The organism is Aeromonas sp. sif2416, from assembly GCF_019218665.1.
Taxonomy (GTDB): domain Bacteria; phylum Pseudomonadota; class Gammaproteobacteria; order Enterobacterales; family Aeromonadaceae; genus Aeromonas; species Aeromonas encheleia.
On record NZ_JAHUXC010000003.1, the window covers coordinates 266,165 to 291,751 of the forward strand.

Below are 25,587 nucleotides of genomic sequence, written 5' to 3' on the forward strand. Positions count from 1 at the left end.
GGAAGTTATGGAACAACAACGTGAATCATACGTGAGTGTACAGGCTCCCTCCCTGCCTAAGGGCGGGGGGGCGATGCAGGGTATGGGGGAAGCATTGGGGGCGCCAGGTCCGAGCGGCCTGGCCTCGATGAGCTTGCCGTTGCCGATATCAGCAGGGCGGGGCTTTGCGCCTGCGCTGGGCCTGTCATACAGCAGCGGTGCGGGCAACGGGGCGTTTGGCATGGGCTGGTCATGCGGCACAATGACGGTGAGCCGGCGTACCAATCAAGGTGTTCCGCGGTATACGGCGCAAGATGAGTTTTTAGGCCCTGACGGCGAGGTTCTTGTGTCTGCGCTGTCGACGGCCGGGGACCCCAATCCTTGGGTGGGCAGCGTTTATGGCACTAAACCGCTGGGACAAAGTTACACCGTGACCCGCTATTTACCGCGCATCGAGTCAAGTAGTGCTCGGGTCGAGTATTGGCTGGGGGAGGATGGCAGCGATTTTTGGTTAGTTCACGATCGCGGTGGTGTGTTGCATATGCTGGGTAAAACCGCCTTGGGCCGAATGGCTGAGCCAGCCATGCCAACGCACACCGCTGTTTGGCTACTGGAAGAGTCGGTCACACCGACGGGCGAGCATGTTTATTATCGCTATGCGGCGGAAAATGACAGCGGCTTGGACCTGAGTGGCAACGAGAGTGGCCGTGACAGGACGGCGATGCGCTATTTGGTCGAGGCGCTGTACGGCAATGCGGCGCCGAATGCTGACCTCTATCTGTGGGATAGCGACACTCCATCGCCGCAGTGGCTATTTAGCGTCGTGTTTGATTATGGCGAACGCACGCTCGAACCGGAGCAAGTGCCGCCCTATGTGGCATCGGAAAGCTGGCTTGGACGCAGTGACCCATTCTCAACCTATGCGTTTGGCTTCGAACTGCGAACCCACCGGTTATGTCGGCAAGTATTAATGTATCACCACTTCCCCCTGGAGTTGGGGGCGCCTCAGACGCTGGTAGCCCGGTTGTTACTTGAATACCAACAACAAACGACACTGAGCATGCTCTCGGCTGCGCAGCAACTGGCGTACGAGCCAGATGGCGTGCTGCAGCAACGTCCGCCGCTTGAACTGGTTTATAGCACCGCAGCGGAGAGCTTTGAGCCCGTCAATTGGCAACCCATGCCTCCTCTGCCGGGGTTGGATGACGGGCAACTGTATCAGCTGGTTGACCTGTTCGGTGAAGGGGTGGCTGGGGTGTTGCATCGTACCGATGATGCCTGGCTGTACAGGGCGCCGCAGCGTGGCGCAGGCGGCGGTGACGCGGTGGAGTACGATGAGTGGCGCCCGCTCTTGGGTATCCCATCCACGCAAAGTGTACGTGGCAAGCTGCTCGATATCGATGGCAACGGCCAGTTGGACTGGTTGGTGGCACAACCGGGCATGGCGGGGTTCTTCACTGTGCGGCCCGACAAAGGTTGGAGCGGCTTCATGCCATTCAATGCTGTGCCGACCGAATTTTTCCATCCGGCAGCCCAGTTTGCTCAACTGGTTGGCAGTGGCATGGCGGACCTTGCGCTAATTGGCCCCAAGAGCGTGCGCTTTTACGCCAACGAGCGCGACGGTTTCGCGGCGGGTATTGAGGTGGGGCAAGTTGACAGCATTACCTTGCCGGTGCCGGGACGAAACGCCAGGGAGTTGGTGGCGTTTGCCGATGCGCTTGGCTCTGGGCAGGCCCATTTACTGCGGGTGCGCCATAGCAGTGTGACCTGCTGGCCAAACCTGGGGCATGGCCGATTTGGAGCCCCTATCAATCTGCCGTTACCAGAGGAGCTTGATAGTGCATTGGCATTCAATCCGGCGCACTTGTTCCTGGCTGACGTCGATGGCAGTGGTGCAACGGACCTGATTTATGCACGGCACGACCATGTGACTATTTTCATGAACCGCAGTGGCAATGGGTTCGAGCCTGCGCGCACACTATTACTGCCACCAGGCGTGACCTACGACCAGCTGTGTCAGATTTCGCTGGCCGACGTGCAGGGCAATGGCATGGCTGAGTTGGTGCTGAGTGTGCCCTATATGGCCCCGTCACATTGGCGCTATCCATTCAATGCTGCCAAGCCGTATCTGCTCAATGAAATTAACAACAACATGGGGGCAAGCTATCAGTTGCACTACCGCAGCTCGGCGCAGGAATGGCTCGACGAAAAGCAGGAGAGCCCCACCCGCGTATCGGCACTGCCCTTCGCTATACAGCTACTGGTGCAGACGATTACCCTTGATGAAGTCACCGGTAATACGCTAAGTCAACGCTGTCGTTATCGGCAAGGTGTGTACGATGGCAGGGAGCGCGAATTCCGTGGTTTCGGTTACCTGGAAGCCGAGGATACCGATAGCACTGCGGTGGCGGTTGGCACCAATGTGTCGCTGGCCATGCCGTTACTGAACAAGACTTGGTACCACTGCGGACGTGAGCAGGATGAGCTCGAGTTGTACGGCGAGCCCTACGCGGGGGACCCGCAGGCCGTGGCCCTAAATCCAACACGCCTAACCCTCTTTGAACGCGGTGAGGATGTGGTATTTACTGATGCTGACAGTGAAACGCGTTGGTGGCTATTTCGTGCCATGAAAGGCGCCGTATTGCGCAGCGAGACCTATGGACTGGACGCGAGCAGTGCGGAGTTGTTGCCCTATAGCTGCATGGCCAGCCGAACTCAGTTGCGCCTACTGCAGCCAGGCGCCCTTCCGGTGGTGATGGCATTTACGCTGGAGCAAGTCAATACAACTTACGAGCGCTTGCCTATTCATGACCCCATGGTTTCGCAGAGCGTCACGCTTCGGCTAGACCGGTATGGTCATCCGCTATGGAGCGTTGCAGTGGCTTATCCGCGTCGCGCCCCGCAAGTGCTAGCGCCCTATCCGCCCAACCTGCCGCCCGATGCTTGGGATAGCAGTTATGACGAGCAGCAACAAAAATTGCGCCTGTCTGAATCGCGAGCGGCGGTGATTAACCTTGAGGCCCCACAGGCATGGCGATTGGGGCTGCCCCATCAAAACCGAGCCAACGCATTGGTGTACGATGCGTTGCCTGCCGAGCCTATCAGCTTCGAGACACTGACGGCCAGCAATGGTCTGCTGGGTGATGCGCAGACGCGCTACTTCGGTGGTCAGGCTGAGGTGGTTTATGTCACATCCCCGCCCGACTTGCTGGCGTTGGTCGACCATCAGCGTAGCGCCGTGCTGGATGACGTAGCGCTACAGGCTTATGAGGGCATCACCATTCCACCGGAATACGGTTGGACGGTGCTCGGCTATGTGCAAACAGCGATGTTGTTGCCGGTTGCCACGCCACCGGTGCCGGAAAATTCGGTGTGGGCTGTGGAGAGCGGGTTTACGACCTACGCTGACGCGAGTGGTTTTTATCGCCCCCTGACGCAGCAAGCAACGAGGCTCACCGGCGCGATTATGACCACCTATGATGGGTATTGGCTCGCCCCCGTGAGCCAGTACGACGTCTATGGCAGCACGGTCAGCAACAGCTACGACTACCGGTTCCTGTTGCCGATACATACGACCGATATCAACGGCAATGTACAGGAGGTGCAGTTATCGGCGCTGGGGTTGCCGCTGGGCGGCAGCCTTTACGGTACCGAAGCGGGTGGGAATGCCGTTGGCTTCGACTCTGTGGTTGACTACCCCGTTTCCCCGACGCTGACGGTCGAGCAGGCGATTACCCAGGCCACCACCCCTGGCTATCGGCAGAACATTGCGAGCATCAATGTGCCCGAGTGGTTCAGCTGGATGGGTGCACTTTCTCCCGCTCAAGTCACGCCCGCGCAGTGGATAGCACTGCGTGAGGCTCGCTTCATCACGGCGAGTGGTCATGTGCGCCTGGCTGGGCGACGCTGGGCTGCCAACCCCCACGCGCAGCCGGGCATTCCGAACACGCTTGCGCCGGTGCTGAGGACTGCTGGCGGTAACCCGGTGCATGCCGTCGTGTTACTGGCTGACCGTTATCCGGAAGACACGGCGCAGCAAGTCCGCATTCAGCTGAGCTACGGCGACGGTTTTGGCCGCGCCTTGCAACAGTGTGGGCGCGTGGCTGCGGGCAAGGCATGGCATCTGGATGCGAATGGCGAGGTGAGCGCAGAGGAAGTGGACGCAGACCCACGCTGGGTTGTGTCGGGCCGCGTCGAATACGACAACAAGGGACAGGTTGTCCGTGCCTATCAGCCCTATTTCCTCGATAGCTGGCACTACGTGATTGACAGTTCACTGCGTACACAAGGCTATAGCGACACCAATCATTACGACGCACTGGGCCGCGTAAGTGACACCGTCACGGCCCTCGGCTATCTGCGGCGCAGTACCTATTACCCGTGGTTTGACGTCAGCGAAGATGAGAATGACACCCATGAACTAGTGATACAGGGGGCAGCATGATTAGGACAACCATATATACCGGCACTCCCACCCTAAGCGTTCGTGACAACCGTAACCAAGTAGTGCGCACCCTCAACTATAACCGCCGTGACATTCGCCAGTTGGCGGAGGTATTGATTGAACGACAACTGACCAGCGATGACGGCCGCCACAGCCAACAGTGGGATGCCCGCCTGTTTGACTTGTGGCAAAACGATGACACCGTCTCACCCAACCTTCACACCCGGCCATCACTGGCCGGGCAAGCACTGCGTAGCGACAGCGTCGATGCAGGCTGGAGTGTCGCATTGTACGACGCCGCTGGCCGAATCGTGTGGGCAGAGGATGGGCGGGGCACTCGTTCACGCACCGAGTTTGACCAGCTGGGGCGGCCGCGTGCTGCCTATTTGCAGGTAGGTGAAGAGGTTGAGCGAGTCGCAGAGCGGTGTATCTATGGGGATACCGATGGCAGTATGCCTGACCCGTCCAGTTATAACGCCCGCGGTCAGTTGGTGCGCCATTACCACGATGCGGGGCTGCAGGCAGCACCGAGTTATTCGCTACAGGGGGCGGCACTGCGTGAGCAGTGCCAACTGCTGCCGAGCGCAGAGGCGCTGAGTGATTGGCAAGGTGAGAACGAGTCAGCTTGGCAGGATGAATTGGCACCGCAGGTTTACACCACCACGCATGAATACGATGCACTGGGTGGGGCGTTAGCGCAAACCGATGCGCGCGGCAATCTGCAGCGCTGGAGCTACGATGTGGCTGGCTTGCTCAGCCAGTCATTCCTGACACTCTCGGGTGGCAGTGAACAAATCCTGCTCAAGCAACAGAGCTGGAGTGCTGCAGGTCAGAAGTTGCAGGAGACGGCCGGCAACGACGTGGTGACGAGTTACAGCTACGAACCCCAGACCCAGCGGCTAGTACGTATTGAGACTCGGCGGGCTGACCTGAGCGTACTGCAAGACCTCTCGTATGGCTACGACCCAGTGGGCAACGTCATCTGGCAAGAGAATGCTGTAGTGACCACCCGCTACTTTGCCAACCAGGCGGTCAAAGCACGCAATGACTTCCAGTACGATGCGCTGTACCAACTGATGAGTGCCAGCGGGCGGGAGAACGCCAATGCCGGTATTCAAGGGCCAGCGTTACCGGAGGCGATGCCAGACACCAGCAACCTGGTTAACTACACGCGCAGCTATGCATATGATGACGGGGGCAACCTGCTGCGTATCCAGCACACAGGGGCGCTCAGTTACAGCAACGAGATAGTGGTCGGCTCACGCTCGAATCGGGCGTTGGCGCAAGATAGCAACTCGCCGATAACGCCGGAGCAGATTGACGATTACTTTGATGCCAATGGCAACGTGCTGCGAATGCAGCCAGGTACCCCGCTAGGTTGGAATGAGCGTAACCAGCTGCAGCGGGTGGTGCTGGTTGACCGCGGCACAGAGCAGGATAACGACCGTGAGGTCTACCAATACCGCCAAGGCCTGCGGGTGCGCAAGCAAATGAGGCGGTTACTGGACGCTACCAGCCAGCGTTGGGACATTGATGAGGTGATTTACCTGCCGGGGCTGGAGTTGCGCAGCCGTTATGTGGAGCTGGCGGGGCAACCTCAAGCCCCGAGCGAGGAGTTACACGTTGCCACGCCAGCCCAGGGCGGGCGGGCCCAGGTGCGGGTGTTGCATTGGGCCGTGGGCAAACCGACGGGCATTGCTAATGACCAAGTGCGTTACGGGCTGGGAGACCAGATAGGGTCGCTGCAGCTGGAGTTGGACAGCAGCGGCCAGGTTATCAGCCAGGAGGAGTACTACCCATTTGGTGGCACGGCGGTACTGGCGGCGCGGAGTGCCACTGAGGTGGCATACAAGGTGGTGCGGTATTCGGGCCAGGAGCGAGACGGGACGGGATTGTACTACTACGGTTACCGTTATTACGCCCCCTGGTTGGGCCGGTGGCTAAACCCGGACCCGGCGGGGCAAGTGGATGGGTTGAACGTGTATCGGATGGTGAGAAATAACCCGGTGCGTTGGGAAGATAAAAATGGATTGATGCCACAGCTTCATGAACAGTTTGATTCAAATCGAGGAGATCTTCTGTTCGGATTGTCAGCAGCCATTTCCGAACATACGAGCTTTTGGGCGAGGTGGTTTAAACGAGCTGATTATCTTGCAGTCATTTTAAGGACTGAAGATGCTTGGGATATGGTAGGGCATGCCAGAACTTTAGGGAGAAAAACTCTGGAGACATATAAAGAATGGGCAGTTGGGCTGCAAGAAAACAGAGTCCCAAGGGAAAGAATTAATGATGCTCAAGAACTGGTTTATGGTATGAAAGAAATCATGCAAAGAATAGAGATGAACATCCATGATAAAATGATAAAGCGCCAGCAGGGATGCTGCTCTCAGTCTAAGAATATATCTTTATCTAGAGAGTACACTGATTACCTGAGTAAGCATGAGCGTTACTCATTTAGTTCTACAGCATTAGATTTTGGCCAGCATTTTTTTGCACCACACGAGTCAGATAGGCCCACTGGGCCGATATCATCCACGCCGGAAATCAATAGATATGCCAGCAAGTTAATTTCAAGGGGTTCTAAAGCTGCCCTATCAATGTTGCTTGAGTCAACCGATGATAGACAAATTCATTTTTTACTTGATGGATTAGATGTTACAAGGGTTATTTTGAAGTCTGGTGGCCACTCATCAACCGCCTCCGAGCTTCGTTATCTATACCGAAATCGCGATAATTTAAACGGGAAGGTTAAATTCTATCTAAATCGTCAGGAGGTATCTGCACCGTGGGTATCGAATCCGCGTCAATGGAAAGCGTACAGACCTAGTCAACGTCGATAATAGCTGCCGTGACAAGCGTTGTTAATGGAATGGTCGCCCCCTCTCAAACCGGCATCACCTGTGCCAAAGTGGACGATGAATCGTCACTATGAGCGGAGCGGCCATCATGAACGTTAGGACAATTGGCATCGATTTGGCAAAAGAGGTATTCCAAGTTCACAGGGTGGACGAGCACGAGCCTGTAAATAATTCTGTGTAACTGCCCACTCCATTACAGGTGACCGTTCAGGCGATCACCGAATTCGATAATAAAGCGATTTAGGGCAAGCTTCCAATTCTGGATCGGCATAGTCCATTTCTTGGAGGCCTGCTGTATCGCAAGGTACGCCACTTTTAGCGCCGAGTCATCGGTCGGGAAGAGCTTCCTTTGCTTGGTCGCCTTGCGCAGCACGCTGTTCAGCGACTCGATAGCATTGGTGGTGTAGATCACCTTCCGGATGGCGGGGGGATACTCGAACAGTGTGATCAGATTATCCCAGTTGCCCTGCCAGGAGCGCGTTATCTGCGGGTACTGGCTATCCCAGCGCTCGCCGAAGGCCGCCAGCGCCTGCTGAGCCTCACGTTCCGTCGCAGACTGGTAGATCTGCTTCAGATCCGCCGTCACCGCCTTGTAGTCCTTCCAGGAGACATAGCGCAGCGAGTTGCGCACCATGTGGACGATACACAGTTGCACCTTGGTCTGGGGATACTCCACAGCAATCGCATCAGGGAAGCCCTTGAGACCGTCCACACACGCAATCAGGATGTCTTCCAAGCCGCGATTCTTCAGCTCGGTCAGGACCGATAGCCAGAACTTTGCCCCTTCGGTCTCGGCCAGCCACAGGCCCAGCAGCTCCTTGTGACCCTCCATATTGATGCCCAGTGCCAGATAGAGCGACTTGTTGATCACCCTCTGGTTCGCGCGGATCTTCAGCACAATGCAGTCCAGATAAACGATGGGATAGAGCGGATCCAGCGGCCGGTTTTGCCATTCGTGGACCTGCTCGATGACACGTTCGGTCACCTTCGATACCAGCCCCGCCGAGATGTCGGCGTCATACATCTCTTTGAATGCGTCAACGATATCCCGCGTGCTCAAGCCCTTTGCGTAGAGGGCGAGGATCTGGTCGTCCATCTGGGTCAGGCGGGACTGGCCCTTGCGGACAAACTGAGGCTCGAAGGACGAGTTACGGTCACGAGGAGCCTGGATGGTGACTTCTCCGTGCTGCCCTTTTAGGCGTTTGGTGGAATAGCCATTGCGATTGTTGCCGGTCCCGCGGCCTTGTGGGGCGTGTTTCTCGTAGCCCAGATGCTCGTCCATTTCGGCATTGAGCGCGGTTTCGACGGTGAGCTTGATCAGCTGTTGGGTGAGGGTGCCGAGATCTTTTTCAGACTTGATGTCTTTGGCCAGCTCAGCAGCCAGTGCTTTGAGTTTGTCTTGGTCCATTTGCTTACCCACGAAGGTATCCTTTTGAAAAAGTTACTTATTCGTGGGCGGTTACACAATTGGATTTACAGGCTCTAAGGATCAGGGTGTTCACGTTGGCCGGAATGGGCTGTTCAACTTCGCCGGAATGCGCAAGTTACACAGAATTATTTACAATCTCCAAAACCAGCACTTGGCGCGGGCCGCATGACCTCTACTTTTGAATGCCCCTGAATATGGTAGGATTACCCTGCCACGGATACAGTTTAGAACTGAAGTTCAACAGGGATAAAATAACCAAGAGAATTGTTTATTTTTGCTCTTTGAGAAAATTTGTTATTTTTGGCTGATTATAGCCGCATCTTCCTACCACTGCTGAAAAAGCTTGCCAAAAAATATCACTGACATCAGAACTAAATCAACAAATAAGGAATGGATTCCAAGTATCTAATACGCAATTATGATTCAATCCAAAAAAACGATTAACTGTTAAAAGAGCGCCCATGAACCTGGGCGCTGAAAACATTAAAAAAGAAAGGTAAAAGTACTTTGCACTTGCACTTATCGCAGACTTGAAACCAGAATCATATTAGAAGCAACAGTCAGCACGGTTAGGATAACGCCATCATGCTGCACACAATCCTATTGTGGTACGCGCAATGCTGTACGGGTGCTGTACGGGTGCTTGGTTTGCATAAGTTATACTGTCAAACCATCGCATCATGTCACCGTTGCTAATGGCTCTCAGAATCAAACTTGCCCGTATAGCCATACTCCGATCTCGGTACTGACTTCGTTCACCTTATCTTGCAATTGCCAGATTAGATCAGCTAGTTGGTTTGTTTGCTTTTGCATGCTCAGCGTCTCTACCGCAGCAGCAAGCTCGGCCAGTCGACTTTCGCCAACCATTCTGGCCGCTCCCATGATACTATGAGCAGCATTTTTCATGACGTCCCAATGCAGCACTGCATATGCCTCAGACAGCCGCCCCAAATCAGCCTCATTGCTTCGTAAATACTCAACTGCCATGGTTCGAGCTGTGGCCTCACTGCCAAACAGAGTAACCCAACGTTCGCGCGCAGGACCTCCTCCCGATGACGTCCAATTTATTTCAGAGGGGGGCACCAGATATATCCCTAATACCCGTCCTAACTCTTCCAAAGTGTAGGGTTTGTAAAGCATGTCGGTCATACCTGCTTCATTACTCTGACTATTGGCCATCTCAGAAGTGTCTGCCGTGACCCCGATGACGGGGGCAGTCACCCCTTGGCTGCGCAAGATTTCCGTCAATTTGTAGCCATCCATATCCGGCATGTGGCAGTCTGTTAGCAGCAGATCGAAGCTCCCTTTTTGCCAACTCTCCAACGCTAGGCATCCATTTTCACACATCTCAAATGTCACCCCGAGCAGAGTGAGCTGACGGTGCAGCAAGGCCCGGTTGACTGGATGATCTTCTGCCACCAATACCCGTCCCCGAAGTGGGGTTACAGCCTGCGATAGCACCTCCAGAGAATGCGTATTGGGTTGGGAGATTAGGGAGAGGCAGCTTTCCAGTAACAGATCCGGATAAAGAGGTTGGGAACCCAAACGTAAGCAGCGCCCTTGTTGCAGACTAGTGCGTAAACGCTCTTGCTCGGAGAGAGTGATGACCCGGTAGCCAGATAGCATTATGTAATCTGGCCGCTCTGCCCCTAGGTATCCCTCGGGGCAGAGGCGTTGCATATCGACCTCATCGAGTAGCAGCAACCCAGGCTCGAGCGGATCACTTCGATCGCACGCCACCACTTCGGCGCCAAAACGCTGAAGCAATGCGGTCGACTCATACTGGGATGCAGAAACCTGCCAGCGGCTGCCAGCCAAAGGGGGGGAGTATGTGTAGGGGGACACCAGCGGTAGCACCAGGGTGGCCCGAGTCCACAAACCTGGCTCACTTTCGAGGGTAAGGCTCCCGCCCATCTGTTCAGCCAGATTGCGACTGATCGATAAGCCTAAACCGGACCCGCCAAAGCGCCGGCTGATGCTGCCATCACCTTGCTCAAAGGGAGTAAATAGCTGCAACAACTGCACTGCAGCAATGCCAATGCCAGTATCTGCTACCGTCAATAGAAGCAGGTTGCCTTGGCTCGTCAGAGTTAGGGTAATGGACCCTTGTTCGGTAAATTTAATAGCATTGTGCAGTAAGTTAGTAAAAATCTGTCCTAGTCGATTCGGATCGAGTTCCGCCTGATCTGGCAGACTCGGATCCCACACCAACTTGACCTGCAATCCCTTCTGGCGAGCACTCTCAACATGATATCGTACTACAGAACACAGCACTTCGGCTAGACGTACGGGCCTCATTTCCAAATGTAACTTGTCAGCCTCCAGCTTGGAATAGTCGAGAATATCGTTAACCAAATAGAGTAAATTGTTTGCCGAGCCGATGACGTTGCTCACAAGGTAACGTTGATCATCACTGAGCTCTCCTAATTGCAACAGCTCTAGCATTCCGTGCATACCGGCTATTGGCGTGCGCAGTTCGTGGCTCATGATGGCCAAAAAACGTTCTCTGGCCTTGAGCATTTCCTCTGCACGAGCCTGAGCATGCCGCAGTTCGGTGACATCCGTTAGCACAGTCAGCACGCCGAGCCGACTGCCGTCCTGCTCACAAAAGAGTCGCTTGTGATACATAAGTTCTCGCACACAACCATCAGGTAGGGTAATAGCACCGTGAGAGTTGATATCGTCCCCGGACTCCCACACGTTGATGTCTTCCCATTGAATGCGCTGAATAGTCTCTTCGGACAGAATGTCTTTGAGCAAAGCGTAATAGTGACCGTGACTCTTTTGGCCGCCAAAGAAGAGTTTCCGATAAGCCTGGTTAGTCAAGGCGATTTCTTGGTGTTCGTTGGTGAGCACGACCAGATTGGGCATTGTGTCTAGTAGCGTTTCCACCAGTTGCAACTGCTGGGATAGCATGGTCTCGGCCTGCTGACGTTGGCGCATTTCACGTTTTAGAGAGCGCCGCCAAAGAAAACCTACTATAGCCACAAATAAGATCCACACAATGAGAGGGAGTATTAGCCGTAATCTCTGCTCAGAGCTCACGCCAGTCTCTATCCGAATAGTGAACCGTTTGTCTTGCAGCAACTGTAACTCTTCGGGCTGGATGGATTGCAACGTCTTGGTGAGGATGGAGGCGAGTATGGGTTTGTCACGAGGCACAGCCATCGCCATGGGTACATCTAACTCGGCACCACTGTAGGCAACATGCAACCCCACCGTAGGTTCCTTGTTATAAAGCTGCTCAGTGAACTCCTCGAAAATGAGGATGTAATCCACTCTTCCCTCGGCGAGCGCAAGCAGTTGTTCATTAAAGGAGGTGAAAAAAACGGGCGTAGCCTGCCAACTGCGAATGAGCAGCTCATCAGCCGAGGCAAAACTCCCAGCGACTCTGGCACCTTTTATTTCTTTGAGCGATGCCAAGGTGCCCCGCTCACGACGAGTAACAAGCAGCCTCTTCATAACTAAATAATCGGACGTGAAAAGAAGCCGCGTGCGCCGCTCAGGCAAGTTGATAACGGTAGGAGCCAGATCCAGCTTGCCTTCTTCAACCATAGTTAGGGAATTCTGCCCATTCGTGGGTTGCAACTTGAAACGTAATCCACTGTGATGCTCGATTAACGTCAGCAAGTCCGCCACCAGACCACCAAATTGACCATGCTCATCAATTTGGTCTAGACCAATCCAAGGGCCTGGGGCAAAACGCACCTCTGAATGCTCTGCTATCCAGGTTGATTCCTCCTCAGTAAAGAGGTTTTGAACTTCATTTTGGGCTTCACTAGGCCCCTTGTCATTGTCATTGACATGAGCTAATTGTGTAGGGAAATTTCTATCATTAGGGGTAAAGCTGTTGGCTGCAAAAGTCAGCAGTTCGCCCAGATGAAGTTGGTCGGTGCGGGTAGCTAGGTGCAATTCAGCTGGCCCAAACCAGGGCATATTGACTATCTGCTGTGATCTAACCTCAAAATTAACAATCAAGCTCTCCAAATGGGCAAGATCGGTGGGATAGGCATGGGCCAACCCATGTTTGACCATAAACAGCGCTTCGGGGCTGGTATCCACCACTTTGACCTTCTTGAAACCAAGGCGGGAGTTAATGTCGTAACTCCCATACCCTCGTGCGGTAGCCTGGGTGGGAGTATCACCCGGCTTATCCAGCAACACAGCACGTGGGATCTCAATGAGCGGCGGGGTAGAATTCATCCAAGCCCGCCTTTGAGGAGCCACCGCCAAACCAGCCAAAGCATCTACCTCACCATGTTTCAGATCTTGCTTGGCAGCGAATAAAGTGGGGTAGCCCCGATAGCGAGGCCTGAGCCCAAGCCGTTTGGTGATGGTGTTACCATAGTCGTGCAGTACTCTATTATATTGTTTATTATCAATATAGTAGCTGTAAAGCCCCCACTTACTGGTTGTCATGCTCACCACCAGAGCCCCCTTTTCTCGCAGCCATTCCTTCTGCTCGCCGTCGAGACGCATGATATAGGGATACGGAGCTTGGGCTAGCGTGCTTTGGCTACACAGTAATGATAAAAGCAGCAGAAATTGAAGGGTCGGATGCAAGTTAAGCTCCTCCTGTAGTCAGGATAACTAAAATATTGAACCGCCGGTTTGAATCGCCCCAGCTTTTCTTGGCACTCCGTTGCTGAGAAAAAATCGCTTTTCAAGCTCTACCGGCGACAGCCCGCCATTGGAACCATGGCGCAGACTGGGTTGTAAAACATCTCGATGTAGTCGAACACATCACTGCGTGCTTCATCTCTTGTCAGGTATACCCTGCGCTTTATCTGTTCCCGCTTGAGCAATTGAAAGGAACTCTCTGCAACCGTATTGTTGTGGTAGTTTCCTCGTCGGCTCATGCTACAGCTCAAGTCGTGCGCTTTCAGGAAGCGCTGCCATTCGTCACTGGTCAATTGACTCCCCTGATCCGATTGCACCAGCACCTTCTGCGTTGGCTTCCTGCGCCAAACTGCCATCAACAGCGTATCGATTGCCAAGACAGCAGCCATCAGTGACTTCATCTCCCAGCCAACAATCTGGCGCGAGTACAGATTGAGTACCACCGACAGGTATAATCCACCTTCATGAATACGGACGTAGGTAATGTCCGTCACCCACGAGGCATTGGGTGCTGCGACCTTAAACTGACGCGCCAAGATATTCGGTGCCGCAAGACGGGTTTGACCATCGTAATGGCCAGTGCACCGCGGATAGCCCGTTTGTGAACGCGGCCCCTCGCGCGATGCTTATCGGAGCATTCTCCAGCTAGGTCTGCTTGACCGGCCCCATCAACCGTACGTCCTCCCGTTAGCTCATTTACCTCGGCTGTTTCAGCCAAGCATAGAAGTCACTTCGGTGGACTTCAGTGTCCGACATCGTGCTGATCTCACCGGGCCCGTATGAACGCATACCTTATCCTTGACTCGCTGGCAAAGTGCGCGGCTGGAAACATCTACGACAGATCGCCCGTGCTCGATGACCTGTTTGACAACTTCGATATTGAATGTTTCTGGATAACGCGGGCGGATCATAACACCTCCAATAGTTGCCTCATTTTAAGGCTTGGAAGTGTCTAGGGAGCTGGGGCAATTCAACTTGGTCTTTATTGTCCTGTATTCATGACATGCCGTTCCAATTTCCTTCTTGCACCGCACACCAAAGAACGCTCAGGGCATCAGATCAAACGTATTGAACCGAGCAAATATGTAGGTTTTACAATGGTATTGTGCGTTTTATCACTACCCGCCTAATGCAAAGCCAGAAAAAGCATATGTAGACGGGCGCAGTAATACCCACCAAAGGCCTCATCATAGTTCGAAAATCTTGCTTAAGAATGAACGGGGCTCGCCATTCCTATACAAAAAACATGGCCAATATTGTGGCCAAAAAAATTAGGACATTTTATTATCTACAGGCGGTACTTGGCTTCCAATTTGAGCTGGGCTGCGAATAAACGACGTGTTCTTGTCATTGTATAGTGGCGACTGCATTTCCTAAAACGGTGTCCAGGATGATCAAACCACTATACAAGGAAGCTACGCCCAAGCAGCCAATTTTGGCAGTAACACAACACTGATGTCATGTTAGATAACATGGCAGGGTGAACATGTAGCCTTGGTAACGGATAGTTGCTATGGGGGAAGTTGTACTGTGCCACATGAGTTTCTTCCGCAGACGACTTACCATTACCTCTACAATATTTAGGTCACCGTCATCCTTATCACTGTAGAGTTGACTATATAATTGTCGCTTGGAGACTATTTGACGGGAATTGCGCATCAGACATTCCAAGATCAGATATTCGAAACTAGTAAGTGCAATCATTCCACCTCCGGCGCTCAACTCCTTACGAGCAAGATCAAGAACATAGTCACCAGCAGTTAGTTTAGATGCTCGGATGAATGTACTGCGGCGCAGTAGGGCATGAAGACGTGCAAACAACTCATCTTTCTGGAATGGCTTAACTAGGTAGTCATCGGCACCGGCCTCTAGTCCATCCACCTTATTTTGCCAAGTATTGCAAGCAGTCAACATCATGATGGGAAAGGAAAGGCGCTGCTTTCTTAGCTTAGAAACGAGTTGTAGGCCGTCCATGCCAGGCAAGCAGAGATCGATGATTGCTATATCAATATGAAATTCCTTGACATACTGCAGTGCACTCAAGGCCGACACAGTACTATAAACAACATAGTTGCTACTCTCCAACAGTGTAGTAACGTAGTGATTGTAAAAATGGTTATCTTCGACTAGCAGTATGTGCATAAAAGATACTCTCGCATAATCACCTGTACTCAGTTGGGCATATTGAATTTCGATATCTGCCGCATCGAGACCAGTCCCTTACTCTCATTAAGTAAAAACCAAAAAAAAAAAATGCAATACGGCGGATTCAAGTTCGAAGTGCAACGCTAAGCCGCCTTTCTTCGCTCCGCAAACATGCCTGTATCCCAGGCACTTTCGGGGCCTACTGTTCAGTACCCGCTGATAGCGCATTAACTCCTCTTATGACACCCTCCTAAGATCTGTTCCCTTTGGGATATACTGCCGCAGAAGCCCGTTCGTGTTCTCATTCAGCCCCCTCTCATGCGAAGAGTAGGGGTGCGCGAAGTACATATCTGCTTCCAGCGATTTTGCGATTTCTTGGACTCATGCTGCTGCACGTCGGGTTGGCTATAGCGTTTGAGCCAGGCGTAAAGACTGTGGCTGGAAACACCGAGTCGCTCGGCGACCTCTGCCACTGGGTAATGGCGCTCAGTCACCTGCTTGACGGCGGCCAGTTTAAATTCTTCCGTGTAACGTTGCTGCTTGCTCATAACACCTCCTGAATGACCTCAGTTTGAGGCTCTTGAGGTGTCTAGGAAAGTAGGGGCGATTCAGGTGTAGTTATTATCCGAACCTTGTTGTGATGAAAAGAACTTATATAAATCTACAATGCGCCAATCAGCCTGAACTGATTTTGAACTGATATGTCTCAGCCTGAATGGTTGCTGAACTGCTGGCGTTTTGCTCAGCGTTTTGTCCAAATCGGCCATTGAAATGCCATTCTCCAACCCCTCCTTGGTTGCTGTAATTACGCAAGCTCAGGGCGCTGTTTCCTAAATCAGCAATCACCCAGTGACCGCTACTATCGGGGCTTTCTTATAGGCAGCCCCAGGGTATTCAGTTTGTTTATCGCGCTCACATACGCCATCACTTCTCCTACCTGACCGTTGTATTTTCGTAGCGTGATTTTGCCCACCATCAACTGTTTGAACCGGGACATCGCTGTTTCTGCCAACGAGCGACGGTGATACCCCGATATCTTCTTCCAGTGCGCCAGCCCGTCCTTTCGCATCACCAGCACCGCTTCATTTCTTGGGTATCCCTTTTTCCATAACCCCGCGTTCTTGCGAGGCGGAATGCAAGCTCTTGCTCCTTTGTGCGTTATCAGCTGATGGCTACCCTGTCACACAACCTGAATGACCTCTTTAGCATCAAGACTGCCAAGGCGGTTATCACTGACACCGCAAAAAGCATTGGCAAGCAGGTGACATTGGAGGCGCTGCCCTCATTGCGTGACCATCCAGTGGTGATGGAGCAGTTTATGACCGGCGTGGATGCCCGGATAGATGGCGCCAAGAAGGCTTTTAAAAAGCAATTTTCCTCTGTTAAATCAAAGAACCAACTGCCTATCAAGTTGATCCAGGTCTCGGTGTTTGGTGCCGATCTCGGGGGGATATTGGCCCGGCGCTTTATCGATGAGCTGCTGGAAGAGGTCTGCAGCAAAGAGGGTGATGCGTACTCCTATGAGGGAGTTAACATCGAGGTCACCTTTGCCGGGCTGTTTGATTGTAGTCGACGCAGTGCTCTTGATTCTGGCGATACCATGGCGGATGCATTCAGTTTGGCTGGCTTGTTAGCGCGCCCGATTGCCGGTCCACTCGAGTGGATTGGCGGACCCAAGGTCATCGATTTTAGCAAGCAGCTTCACCCGGCCGTCAAAAAGGCACTCCATCTGGTGGCCGCCCATGAACGGCGGGTCTATCGGCCTGTGGTGCCGCTGGGTACATTAAAATCCGAGTGGCGGGAACTGCTGCTGCCGGGCATCAGTGAGGACATTACCGGTGGCTTGTTGCCCAATGAGCAGCGCCCCAGCGCCGAGCTATGCCGAGTAGCCCTCCATGAGATGTATAGTGTCGCTTGTAAGGGAGAGGTCCCCTTCCCCAATTTCAAAACTCTCCAAGAAATAGACCCATTGGTTGCTGCATATTTTGAAATGAATGACAACCTTGCCGGGAAATCAGTCCGCTATTACACCCGCAGATATATGCAGATGGCTGGAAATACTACACCATCCAGCAAGGCTTTTGCACATCACTTGGAGATCTATGTCGAATGGCTTGGTAGACAATATGCTGACTACAAAGCCAGGCTTGAAAAAGCCAATGCAGAGGAGCGTTCATGGCTGAAAAAACGCTGGGGATGGCTTGGATTTGTGCGTGATGAAGCAAAATATGTCGAACGAGCGGTGGCTAATCCCAATGGTTATGTTGCCTATGCTCAACGTAGCAATGCTCTAAAAATGGCAAAAATATTTCTGTATCCGCCTCTCAGGGAATTTCCTGAAGAAGTGGCAACATTTTTTTCTTACTTTATGCATGACTTTGTCAGTTCGACAGCCTTTACCACATCACCAACCGAACAGGTGAAGATCAAAGGACAATCCGAGGCGATGATTAGCTCGCATCACTTTTTTTTATCAAGAGGTATTGAAATACTACCTTTTAGCAAAAATATAAATGCTAGTCAGGTAGCAGTAAATGAACATGTTGCCGCATATTTTGTATGTAAAAAGCATATGGCAGTGATTTCGGAGTTAACGCAAAAAAACAAATTTGCAATTACCTTTAGAGAGGCAGGCGATGCAACCATCAAGGCGTTAGAGAAAGGTGCGGCCGCTAAAGGGCATGATATTCTAGAAAAAACCATCAAACAATCCTCCATTAAAAATGGATATCCAAACCGTTTTAACGAAGTTTTAAAAAAAGTAAAACAAGAGGAGATTGTTGGTGCAGTTGGTCATTGGGGCAAGAGCGGTGAGTTGATTGGTGTGTATTTATGCACCACGGATATTAAAGAAAACAGTGCCCTTTTCAGAAGCTTATCTAACGTACAAAGGAAATATAACTCTGCTATCTATCCATTAAATATGGATAATCTGCATGATTCTTTAATGCTACTAAAATCTGAAGCTAATTGGCAAAGGTTAATATTCACAGGGGATTATGACATGCATGATCTAATAACTTATTCTGGGAGTGGGAAACCTAGAAGTGTCTTAGCAGAAAAAGAGGGACTACCTCGGCAAGAAGACAGGATGATTCGTGATAAAATAAATGCCTCTATAGCGCGAATAGATCCTTTTAGACCTGCTGGTAAAGTTGAATATAATGTTGTTCGCCATGGGGCCCAAGCAAATTACCCTGCTCATATGCTCATTAATGAAAATAAACATGAGTTTGTCAAAGCTGTTGCACAGCCGGGGCCATTTCCTTTAGCTGGCTGCTATAAAGGTGATTGGGAGCTGATATCCTCAATTGAGGAGCTTGACATTTTTTATAAAAAAATAGGGGCTATAATTAAATCGACTTGGGATGGAAAATCTAACAGAGCATTTAAAGATGAAACTAGCGGAATAGTTTCTTTAAAGAGAAATAAATAAAATAACTATACTTTTACAGGGTTATTGATGATGTGCAATGATAGCCGTTCACCTACTAGTAGATAATATCTATGATATATCGTGCCTTATGGCTGGCGCTGGCAGCCTGTTCTTTCACTGCATCACGCACTGACGCCGAGTTATCCCAAGCGGCAAAGCAGGGAGATGGTCGAGCTCAGTATGAGCTCGCCAAACGTCTAGCGAGTCAGCCCGATTACCCCTACGCCATGCACTGGATGCAGCAAGCGGCACAGCAGTCGGGCCCTTTGGCTGCGGACCTACAGATCCGTGCTAACGCTGCGTGGCAAGTCGGTGACTGGTATCAGGCTGGGCTCGGTGAGCCCAAAAATCCAGCGCTCGCTACACAGTGGTGGCAGCGCTCAGCTCGCCTTGGTAGCACCCATGTCAGCTATCGGCTGGGGCTGATGTGTCAGGAGCAGCATCAAGGCAAGTTGGTGAGCGAATGCCTCGATTGGTTCGGGCAGGCTGCCAAGCGGGATCATGCTGAAGCACAATTGATCCTGGCCCGGTGGTACAGCAAACAACCGGGGGCAGATACGGACGCAATCAAGTGGCTAGAGCGGGCTGCGGAACTGGGTAACCGTGATGCTCAGTACCTGCTGGGTGAGCGATATGCGCAAGGCCGAGGGGTCGCCAAGCGGCCAGATCTCGCGCAGCGCTGGAACGATAAGGCTGCCGCGCAGCAGCAGCCCGATGCCTTGTTGCGACAAGCTAAACAAGCGGCCCCTGCCAACGCTTTTGCTGCTTATCAACGAGCAGCAAATGCAGGTTCTGCCGAGGCGGAGCTCGGGCTCTGCATGGCTTATCTAGCTGGGGAATTGGTATCGACAGACCCCGCTTTGGATCGTTATTGGCTTGAGCTGGCAGCTAGGCATGGCTCCCACGAAGCCGAATTCCAGTTGAGTTTGCAGCAGGTAGGCCGAGAGCAGCAGGTGTAGTGGCATAGTGAATTTGGCCACCTGATTAGAGGTGATACCCTCACCTCATCCATTAACAGGTGATGCGATGACTCAACACACAAGACGTACCTTCCCCCCCGAATTCAAGCTCGAATGCGCCCAGCTAGTCCTCGACCAGCACTACACCGTTAAAGCCGCCTGTGAGGCCATGGCCGTCAGTAAATCCAGCATCGATGCCTGGGTCCGCCAACTGCGGGCCGAACGGGCCGGTAAACCTCACCCTGCCTCGCCCATCACCCGCGACCAACTGCGCATCCGCGAGCTGGAAAAACGCCTGCGCCGTATTGAAGAGGAGAACCTCATTCTAAAAAATGTATGGTCTACTCCTTATCTGCAAGCTTGAACTGATTTCCAGAAGTCGTTTGCGTCAATGTATCCGGCCTGTCTGTAAGCCGTTTTCCAGCCCTGGCCTTGATGGGATCCGCACGTCGTCGTCCTAATAAAGCTACCAGTCACGAGAGACTGCTTTTTAGCCAGGCTGCAACGTCGTGGGGTGAACGCTTCTGTCATCTGTATTAGACGTCAATTACTTTGGCCGGTACGCGTCAACTACTCTGGCCGTCAAGGGGTGATTATTTAACTGACAGCTGGGTTACCGCTTTTGACGTTTTCTTCCTGTAGCTCTCTCCCATTACCTCGAAAATGTATCCATGGTGGATCAGCCTGTCGGCTGCTGCCACCGCCATCGTCTCATCCACGAAGATGCTGCCCCATTCACTGAACGGATGGTTGCTCGTAATAATCAGACTCCCTCTTTCGTATCGATGGGCGATCAGCTCGAACAGCACCCCGTTTCAGCATTGTCCCGTTTGACATAGCCAAGGTCGTCTATCACTATCACCCGGTAGCGATCCAGCTTCAGAAGCACCTCATTAAGTCTCAGCAATGGCCTTACTGAGTTCCTGTAGCAATTCACCGGCACTGTAAAACCGGGCTCGATACCCCTGGCATACAACGCCGTCAACGATCGCTGCGGCAAGGTGGCTCTTGCCAAGACCGCTGGCCCCGAACAGCAGGACGTTTTCACCGCTGTCCACCCAGTCCGTCGTTGCACATAGCTGGCGCACCTGCATTGCGTTCAGCTCCGGAACCTGGCCGAAGTCATATTCGGCCAGTGTTTTACCCGTCGGCGGACGCGCCTCTTTTATATATCGCCGCAGCCGTTCAGTTTCCCGGTGTGCGGCTTCTTAGCTACAAAGCGACAGCAGATAGCGCGAGGGGGTCCAACCTTCGGCTAAGGCTCGTTTTTCCTGACTATGCCATTCTGACGGCACACGCGTTAGGCGCAGCTTTCTAAGCAGTCTTTCAAGGGTATGGATATCGGTCATTATAAGCCCCCCCCTTCTGGAGCAGGAGGTCATAGCTTTGCAGGCTATGCTGGACCACTTTCCCATCAGGCAAGGAACGTATTTCCTTCACGCCAAGCCACTTCAGCAGCTTTTGCAGTTCCGGCTCCCCGGGCTCCATCAGCAGTTCGTTCACTCTCTTCGCAACCAGAGATATATCCTCCTGTTCTGCTTCCAGCTTGAGGGCGTTCACCATCAGCCGGCTGGCTAGCTGAGGTGCCAAATGTGAACACAGTCGCTGCCACAGCTGACGCCATTCATCATTCGGCAGGATGTCATTGCGAAGCGCTGCATGGTAGAAGGCCCCAGGCTTTCTCACCAGACTGCCGATGACGTGCCGGAAGTTGATGCAGCGGGCACGACGCTTTCCCTTTGCGGCCCTGACCCTATGGCTGCTCATCACCTCATCGCTACCCACGTAGCAGCTCAGGCGATCATCCCAGAGGCGAACCTTCAACATCTGCCCAATCAGTCGAGAGGGAACGCTATACACAACGAATTTCACGTTGATGGTGCTACTGCTGCTTACCCGGACGGAGAGTTCTTCGTAGTCAGCACAGCGGTTGCGCGGCAGTGGTGTCAGATATTCCAGCTCTCGCTGGACCAGATCCTGATTGTGCTGATTATGACGCAAAACCTGTTGCGTTACGAATCGCCGGTACTCTTCTAGAGAGTTGAAATCGTTACTGCCACGAAGCAGCAAGGCCTGCCGGATACGGCTGTTTAAGATGCCCATGGGCTGATTCAACCGAGCCATTCTCATGGCTCCGACCACTTTGTTACGTGACGGCGTCATGCCGTAGTGTTCACACAACCGGGCATAGCGCTCGGTCTGATCACGATGGTCGTCTTCACTCAGGTTTTTCCATGCAGCCGCAAGGCTATCTGTACGGTGCTCTTGCGGTACACCAGCCTAGCTGGCCAAGTGCTTCCTGAAGCCCCTCAGCCAGAGCGGTAAAGCACTCTCCACCAGTGACGACTCGCATCCAGCTCCAGCGGCTCCATTCAAGCCGGAAATGGAAAAGTTTATGTTCCAGCGTGTGGTCGTTGATAGTGATCACTGTGTTCTTCAACTGAGTAAAGTCAGACAGCGCTCGTATTCCAGGTTTGTGTTCCTGGCGGAACATGATCTCCTGCTCTTCGCCATAGCAGGCTTTTCAAGTACGGATGCGCCGCTGGAGCGTCCGTCGCACGGAATCAGGGTACCGACCTGGATATTTATCTTGTAGATACTCAAGAACGGTTGCCGGTGAGAGCTGTGGACGAGATGCGAGCAGGGAAAGGATATCGCTCTCCCAAACCTGTTCCAGCGGGTCCTGACGCGTACGCCAGTGTCGCTCGTTCGACTGCTGCCATTGTCCTTTCTCGATACGCCGCCCAGACCGGACGGAGATCCCAGCGGTGGGAAGGATCGTTTTAGTGATCATTGGGAGAGATTTTTATTGAAAAGCGATCATCGCGTAGCTGTCAACATATTGAAGTGTATCAACTTTTTTTCTATTGGTAATTTTTTACATGATCTTTCAGACCTTGCTATTGCTTGGAAATGATCACTTTCTTCGTATGTAGCGCCGGGCAGTGGAGGGATTCAAATCGTTCTCCACAGCATACTGGGCAATGGTTATTCCCCTACTATCGTATTGCCACTCGTAACGACGGCAGTGTATGGCCCACTCTTTACTCATCGGTTGGCGTTTCAACTCAAGCTGCGCCGTCTTATGGTGCAGTTTATAGGCCTGGATATACACCTCAACGGCAATGCCAGTCTTGGCATGTTCAGTCTGATACTGCTGGCGGTGTTGTTCCCAAAACCTGCGCCTTAGGGCTGCAGCCCCCAGCGGTTGGAATTTTATATATGTCAGGCGTAGGTCGAGACGGTAAAGCTCGGCATACGTCTTTATGCTAATTCCTTGCAGCAGCACCAGGCTTGCAAAGTTCTCTTGATGGTGACGCCAGAATCGCTTGTACTCAAAAAAAACCATTTCGTTTGGTTGTTTGATGCGCTCTGGTATTCTTGGTGCATAGACTCGATTCTTCATGACTTACTGTCTCCTGATGCTGCGGCTGATCTGGTAATCCTTGATGGCTGGTGGCCGATCACCTTTTGTTTCTGCTTTGGCCAAATAGCTTAAGCGGTATATCAGTAGCCGATGCTCGTCTAGACGGTCATGATGAACGTGATAAAAAGGATTTTCAGCGAGGGAAAGGTAGCCATATGTCCATTCTGCTTTGGCTAAACGATAAATATTATCGGAGTGTTTAACCTTTTGCCCATCTAGTAGTAGAGCCAAGTGGTAGTGCTGGGCTCTGGACCTAGCTTTCTCTCTGACCCAGATGTAGCCGTGGTAGCAGGGGCCATAATGTCGGATCAACTTGTGTTTAAGCTGTTTAAAGAAATGGCTAATTGGCTGGTTGTCTATTGTCCCCTGCTTCATATTTAACTCCATGCGAATGGCAGTAAGCTTACTGGTTTTGCTGAAGAACTTTTCCAGTAATTGGAAAATTCCATCCATGATCTCTCGTCTGATATGAAAGTGATTTATGACAGCCCAAGCATGGCCTTGGTGCTCATAATTGAAGGGGAATGTTAACGATGAATTGTCATTAATATTGGGCATATATTATTAATATCCTAGCGAATCTGGTGTTCGCCGCATGTAGCTAACCGCCGTCGTTTATGACACGACGGCCTTTTAATGGCTGTTTCTGATTCAGAAAAATCGGCTTCAATGTTCCAGTTTGTTACATCAAGTACCAAAAGGAAGGAGGCGATTGCCTCCTCTTACTTCTTTTAGTGCGCAGCTAACAAGGCTTCAATTTGCTGCTTGGTCCATCCTATGATTCGCCCGTTATTATGCCTAAGAGGTGTGGGGAGTTTATTTGACTCGATCCAGCGATAAATAGTCGTTCTTGAGCATCCTAGTACTTGCTGCAGGTCTTTGTGTTTGAGTATTGGTTGAAGAGCTCCGCTATCTGCTGCGGCTAAACTGCGATAGCTAAATGATGCCCTAGTCATTATTTACCCTCCATCAGTTCTGCCACCCATTTTTGGTAAACCGATTCAGGCCAGCCAACCGTTTTGCCGTGAACCTTGATGGGCTCAGGGAAGACTCCATCGCGCACCCATGCCCAAAGGGTTCGGCGATTACGACCTACAAGGTCACAAATTGCTGTAATAGAAAGGATTTTTTGAGCACTCATCACTCACCTCGTCTCATTGGATTTGATGGGGGGCATCTTCCAGGATTTATTTTCATATGTGAGGTGAGCAAAGGTTAAATCACGGTGAGTTAGGTTAACTCACCGTGATTGGGTTTAATTTAACCAGTTTTGGATAGTGTTTTTGTCGATGTTGGCCAATTGGCACTGTATTTGATCCCGCTCTCTTGAGCTCATCAGCGTTTGTATCGCTTCTGCAATCGCGGTGTTCGACCACTCCTCGAACTGTTTGTTACCAAGAAAGAGAAAGGCTACCGAGTAGTGAACGCACCGGCTTAGAAGTTGCCGGATCAGCTCCTCAGCAGGGCACTGTAGGGCGTGACTGAGCTCGGTGACCAACTGCTGATAGTTCGAGGGTGTGAGGTGATTCCGCTCAAAGGCTATGGTTGCCAGTGCATCGTCCCGTTCCATCAGCAACTCGGCCAGAAAGCAGAGCATGGCATGTTTTTTAGGTGAATATCGTTGGGGCTTTTTTAGAGGGGGAGAGCTAGGGTTGGCTGAATGTGAGGCTGTACTGCCGAGTAATCGCTGCATGCTTTCATTAGTCAGCCACAGGTGCTCCGGCAATACACGACAATTTGGTACATCGGGGTTCTTAGCAGAGGTCACTGGCACAATGGAGACCTGAAAGTTGTCAATGGGCCTGTCGATGGTGAGCAGATAACCGTGTGCCACAAAGAAGGAGCGAAACTCCACTACCCCATGAGACTCCAGCTGTTTGGCAAAGCTGTGGCCCAGGGCCCAGAGTCCGGACGCCTTGGCCATCATGGTCAATGGAAAAGTAACACCGCCGTAGCTGAAGCGGTAAAACATGGGGACGTCACCAAACTGTTTTTTCGGACGCACATCATTGAAGCTGAGTTGCGCTAGTCCAAATTCTCCCTGGGTGATCTTCAGCGTTGAGCTGACCAACCGGTCCTGATATTCCATTTGCTTATCGAAGGAGTCATTCGGATTTTCTTGGGTCAGGTTGCGTATGATGACGGCACATTCAGCTTCCTTTAGCATCAAAAATAGCGTTGTCTTCTGATTAGCCGCCCAGTGGATTATGTCTGCTACATCACAGCCTAGGATGCTCGCTGCCTTGGTAATTTCGAGGTAGTCAGTGTCCGGTAAATTGTATCTCTTCAT

The 25,587-nt window shown here is 52.1% G+C and carries 11 protein-coding genes and 8 pseudogenes; 5 read left to right on the top strand and 14 right to left on the bottom strand.

Annotated elements, in window-relative coordinates:
- The first annotated feature begins 7 nt into the window (after positions 1-7).
- Both KW821_RS21825 and KW821_RS07505 read left to right on the top strand, forming a co-directional pair.
- On the top strand, positions 8-4,423 hold the full coding sequence (locus KW821_RS21825) for a SpvB/TcaC N-terminal domain-containing protein (protein WP_218290993.1): 4,416 nt from the start codon (positions 8-10) through the stop codon (positions 4,421-4,423).
- Complete coding sequence (locus tag KW821_RS07505) at positions 4,420-7,263, top strand: RHS repeat-associated core domain-containing protein (RefSeq protein ID WP_218290994.1); 2,844 nt, start codon at positions 4,420-4,422, stop codon at positions 7,261-7,263. The genes KW821_RS21825 and KW821_RS07505 overlap by 4 nt, the downstream gene beginning before the upstream one ends.
- Before the next feature lie 211 nt (positions 7,264-7,474).
- Here KW821_RS07505 and KW821_RS07510 read toward each other — a convergent pair whose 3' ends face one another.
- The 7 genes and pseudogenes from KW821_RS07510 to KW821_RS07540 form a co-directional block, all read right to left on the bottom strand.
- Positions 7,475-8,689, bottom strand: coding sequence for an IS256 family transposase (locus tag KW821_RS07510; RefSeq protein WP_028689681.1), 1,215 nt, complete (start codon positions 8,687-8,689; stop codon positions 7,475-7,477).
- A 729-nt stretch (positions 8,690-9,418) separates the two neighbouring features.
- Positions 9,419-13,273: an ATP-binding protein gene (locus KW821_RS07515; RefSeq protein ID WP_218290995.1), complete on the bottom strand. Its 3,855-nt coding sequence runs from the start codon at positions 13,271-13,273 to the stop codon at positions 9,419-9,421.
- A 27-nt stretch (positions 13,274-13,300) separates the two neighbouring features.
- Positions 13,301-14,241: pseudogene (locus tag KW821_RS07520) on the bottom strand (IS3 family transposase).
- Between the two features lie 547 nt (positions 14,242-14,788).
- Complete coding sequence (locus KW821_RS07525; protein ID WP_218290996.1) at positions 14,789-15,472, bottom strand: response regulator transcription factor; 684 nt, start codon at positions 15,470-15,472, stop codon at positions 14,789-14,791.
- Positions 15,473-15,559: 87 nt separating this feature from the next.
- A pseudogene (locus KW821_RS07530) lies at positions 15,560-15,847 on the bottom strand (IS30 family transposase); the annotation flags it as partial.
- Positions 15,841-16,023 (bottom strand): annotated as a pseudogene (locus tag KW821_RS07535) (transposase); the annotation flags it as partial. The pseudogenes KW821_RS07530 and KW821_RS07535, both read right to left, overlap by 7 nt.
- Before the next feature lie 311 nt (positions 16,024-16,334).
- Positions 16,335-16,655 (bottom strand): annotated as a pseudogene (locus KW821_RS07540) (transposase); the annotation flags it as partial.
- Between KW821_RS07540 and KW821_RS07545 the strand changes: the two are divergent.
- The 3 genes and pseudogenes from KW821_RS07545 to KW821_RS07555 form a co-directional block, all read left to right on the top strand.
- A complete protein-coding gene (locus KW821_RS07545; protein WP_218290997.1) occupies positions 16,644-18,911 on the top strand; it encodes a DUF2235 domain-containing protein in 2,268 nt (755 codons plus the stop codon). The pseudogene KW821_RS07540 and the gene KW821_RS07545 overlap by 12 nt on opposite strands.
- 71 nt (positions 18,912-18,982) lie before the next feature.
- A pseudogene (locus tag KW821_RS07550) lies at positions 18,983-19,867 on the top strand (tetratricopeptide repeat protein); the annotation flags it as partial.
- A 34-nt stretch (positions 19,868-19,901) separates the two neighbouring features.
- A pseudogene (locus tag KW821_RS07555) lies at positions 19,902-20,201 on the top strand (transposase); the annotation flags it as partial.
- Between the two features lie 262 nt (positions 20,202-20,463).
- Here the strand turns inward: KW821_RS07555 and KW821_RS07560 are convergent.
- The 7 genes and pseudogenes from KW821_RS07560 to KW821_RS07590 all read right to left on the bottom strand — a co-directional run.
- Positions 20,464-21,066, bottom strand: a pseudogene (locus KW821_RS07560) (ATP-binding protein); the annotation flags it as partial.
- Positions 21,067-21,196: 130 nt separating this feature from the next.
- Positions 21,197-22,637: pseudogene (gene istA / locus KW821_RS21700) on the bottom strand (IS21 family transposase); the annotation flags it as partial.
- Between the two features lie 150 nt (positions 22,638-22,787).
- On the bottom strand, positions 22,788-23,276 hold the full coding sequence (locus KW821_RS07570) for a hypothetical protein (protein ID WP_218291000.1): 489 nt from the start codon (positions 23,274-23,276) through the stop codon (positions 22,788-22,790).
- 3 nt (positions 23,277-23,279) lie between these two features.
- Positions 23,280-23,750: an inovirus-type Gp2 protein gene (locus KW821_RS07575; protein WP_256353378.1), complete on the bottom strand. Its 471-nt coding sequence runs from the start codon at positions 23,748-23,750 to the stop codon at positions 23,280-23,282.
- Between the two features lie 278 nt (positions 23,751-24,028).
- Complete coding sequence (locus KW821_RS21900) at positions 24,029-24,253, bottom strand: helix-turn-helix domain-containing protein (RefSeq protein ID WP_218291002.1); 225 nt, start codon at positions 24,251-24,253, stop codon at positions 24,029-24,031.
- Positions 24,253-24,438: an AlpA family transcriptional regulator gene (locus tag KW821_RS07585; RefSeq protein ID WP_218291003.1), complete on the bottom strand. Its 186-nt coding sequence runs from the start codon at positions 24,436-24,438 to the stop codon at positions 24,253-24,255. Before KW821_RS07585 ends, KW821_RS21900 begins: the two co-directional genes overlap by 1 nt.
- Positions 24,439-24,552: 114 nt before the next feature.
- Positions 24,553-25,587 (bottom strand): hypothetical protein, encoded by a 1,035-nt coding sequence (locus KW821_RS07590; RefSeq protein WP_218291004.1) that lies wholly within the window; start codon positions 25,585-25,587, stop codon positions 24,553-24,555.

What these genes read in the sequence shown, in the direction of transcription:
- KW821_RS21900 (WP_218291002.1), bottom strand. Translation starts at nt 24,253, where the DNA reads ATGACTAGGGCATCATTTAGCTATCGCAGTTTAGCCGCAGCAGATAGC.
- KW821_RS07585 (WP_218291003.1), bottom strand. Translation starts at nt 24,438, where the DNA reads ATGAGTGCTCAAAAAATCCTTTCTATTACAGCAATTTGTGACCTTGTA.
- KW821_RS07510 (WP_028689681.1), bottom strand. Translation starts at nt 8,689, where the DNA reads ATGGACCAAGACAAACTCAAAGCACTGGCTGCTGAGCTGGCCAAAGAC.
- KW821_RS07525 (WP_218290996.1), bottom strand. Translation starts at nt 15,472, where the DNA reads ATGCACATACTGCTAGTCGAAGATAACCATTTTTACAATCACTACGTT.
- KW821_RS21825 (WP_218290993.1), top strand. Translation starts at nt 8, where the DNA reads ATGGAACAACAACGTGAATCATACGTGAGTGTACAGGCTCCCTCCCTG.
- KW821_RS07575 (WP_256353378.1), bottom strand. Translation starts at nt 23,750, where the DNA reads ATGGATGGAATTTTCCAATTACTGGAAAAGTTCTTCAGCAAAACCAGT.
- KW821_RS07505 (WP_218290994.1), top strand. Translation starts at nt 4,420, where the DNA reads ATGATTAGGACAACCATATATACCGGCACTCCCACCCTAAGCGTTCGT.
- KW821_RS07545 (WP_218290997.1), top strand. Translation starts at nt 16,644, where the DNA reads ATGGCTACCCTGTCACACAACCTGAATGACCTCTTTAGCATCAAGACT.
- KW821_RS07570 (WP_218291000.1), bottom strand. Translation starts at nt 23,276, where the DNA reads ATGAAGAATCGAGTCTATGCACCAAGAATACCAGAGCGCATCAAACAA.
- KW821_RS07590 (WP_218291004.1), bottom strand. Translation starts at nt 25,587, where the DNA reads ATGAAGAGATACAATTTACCGGACACTGACTACCTCGAAATTACCAAG.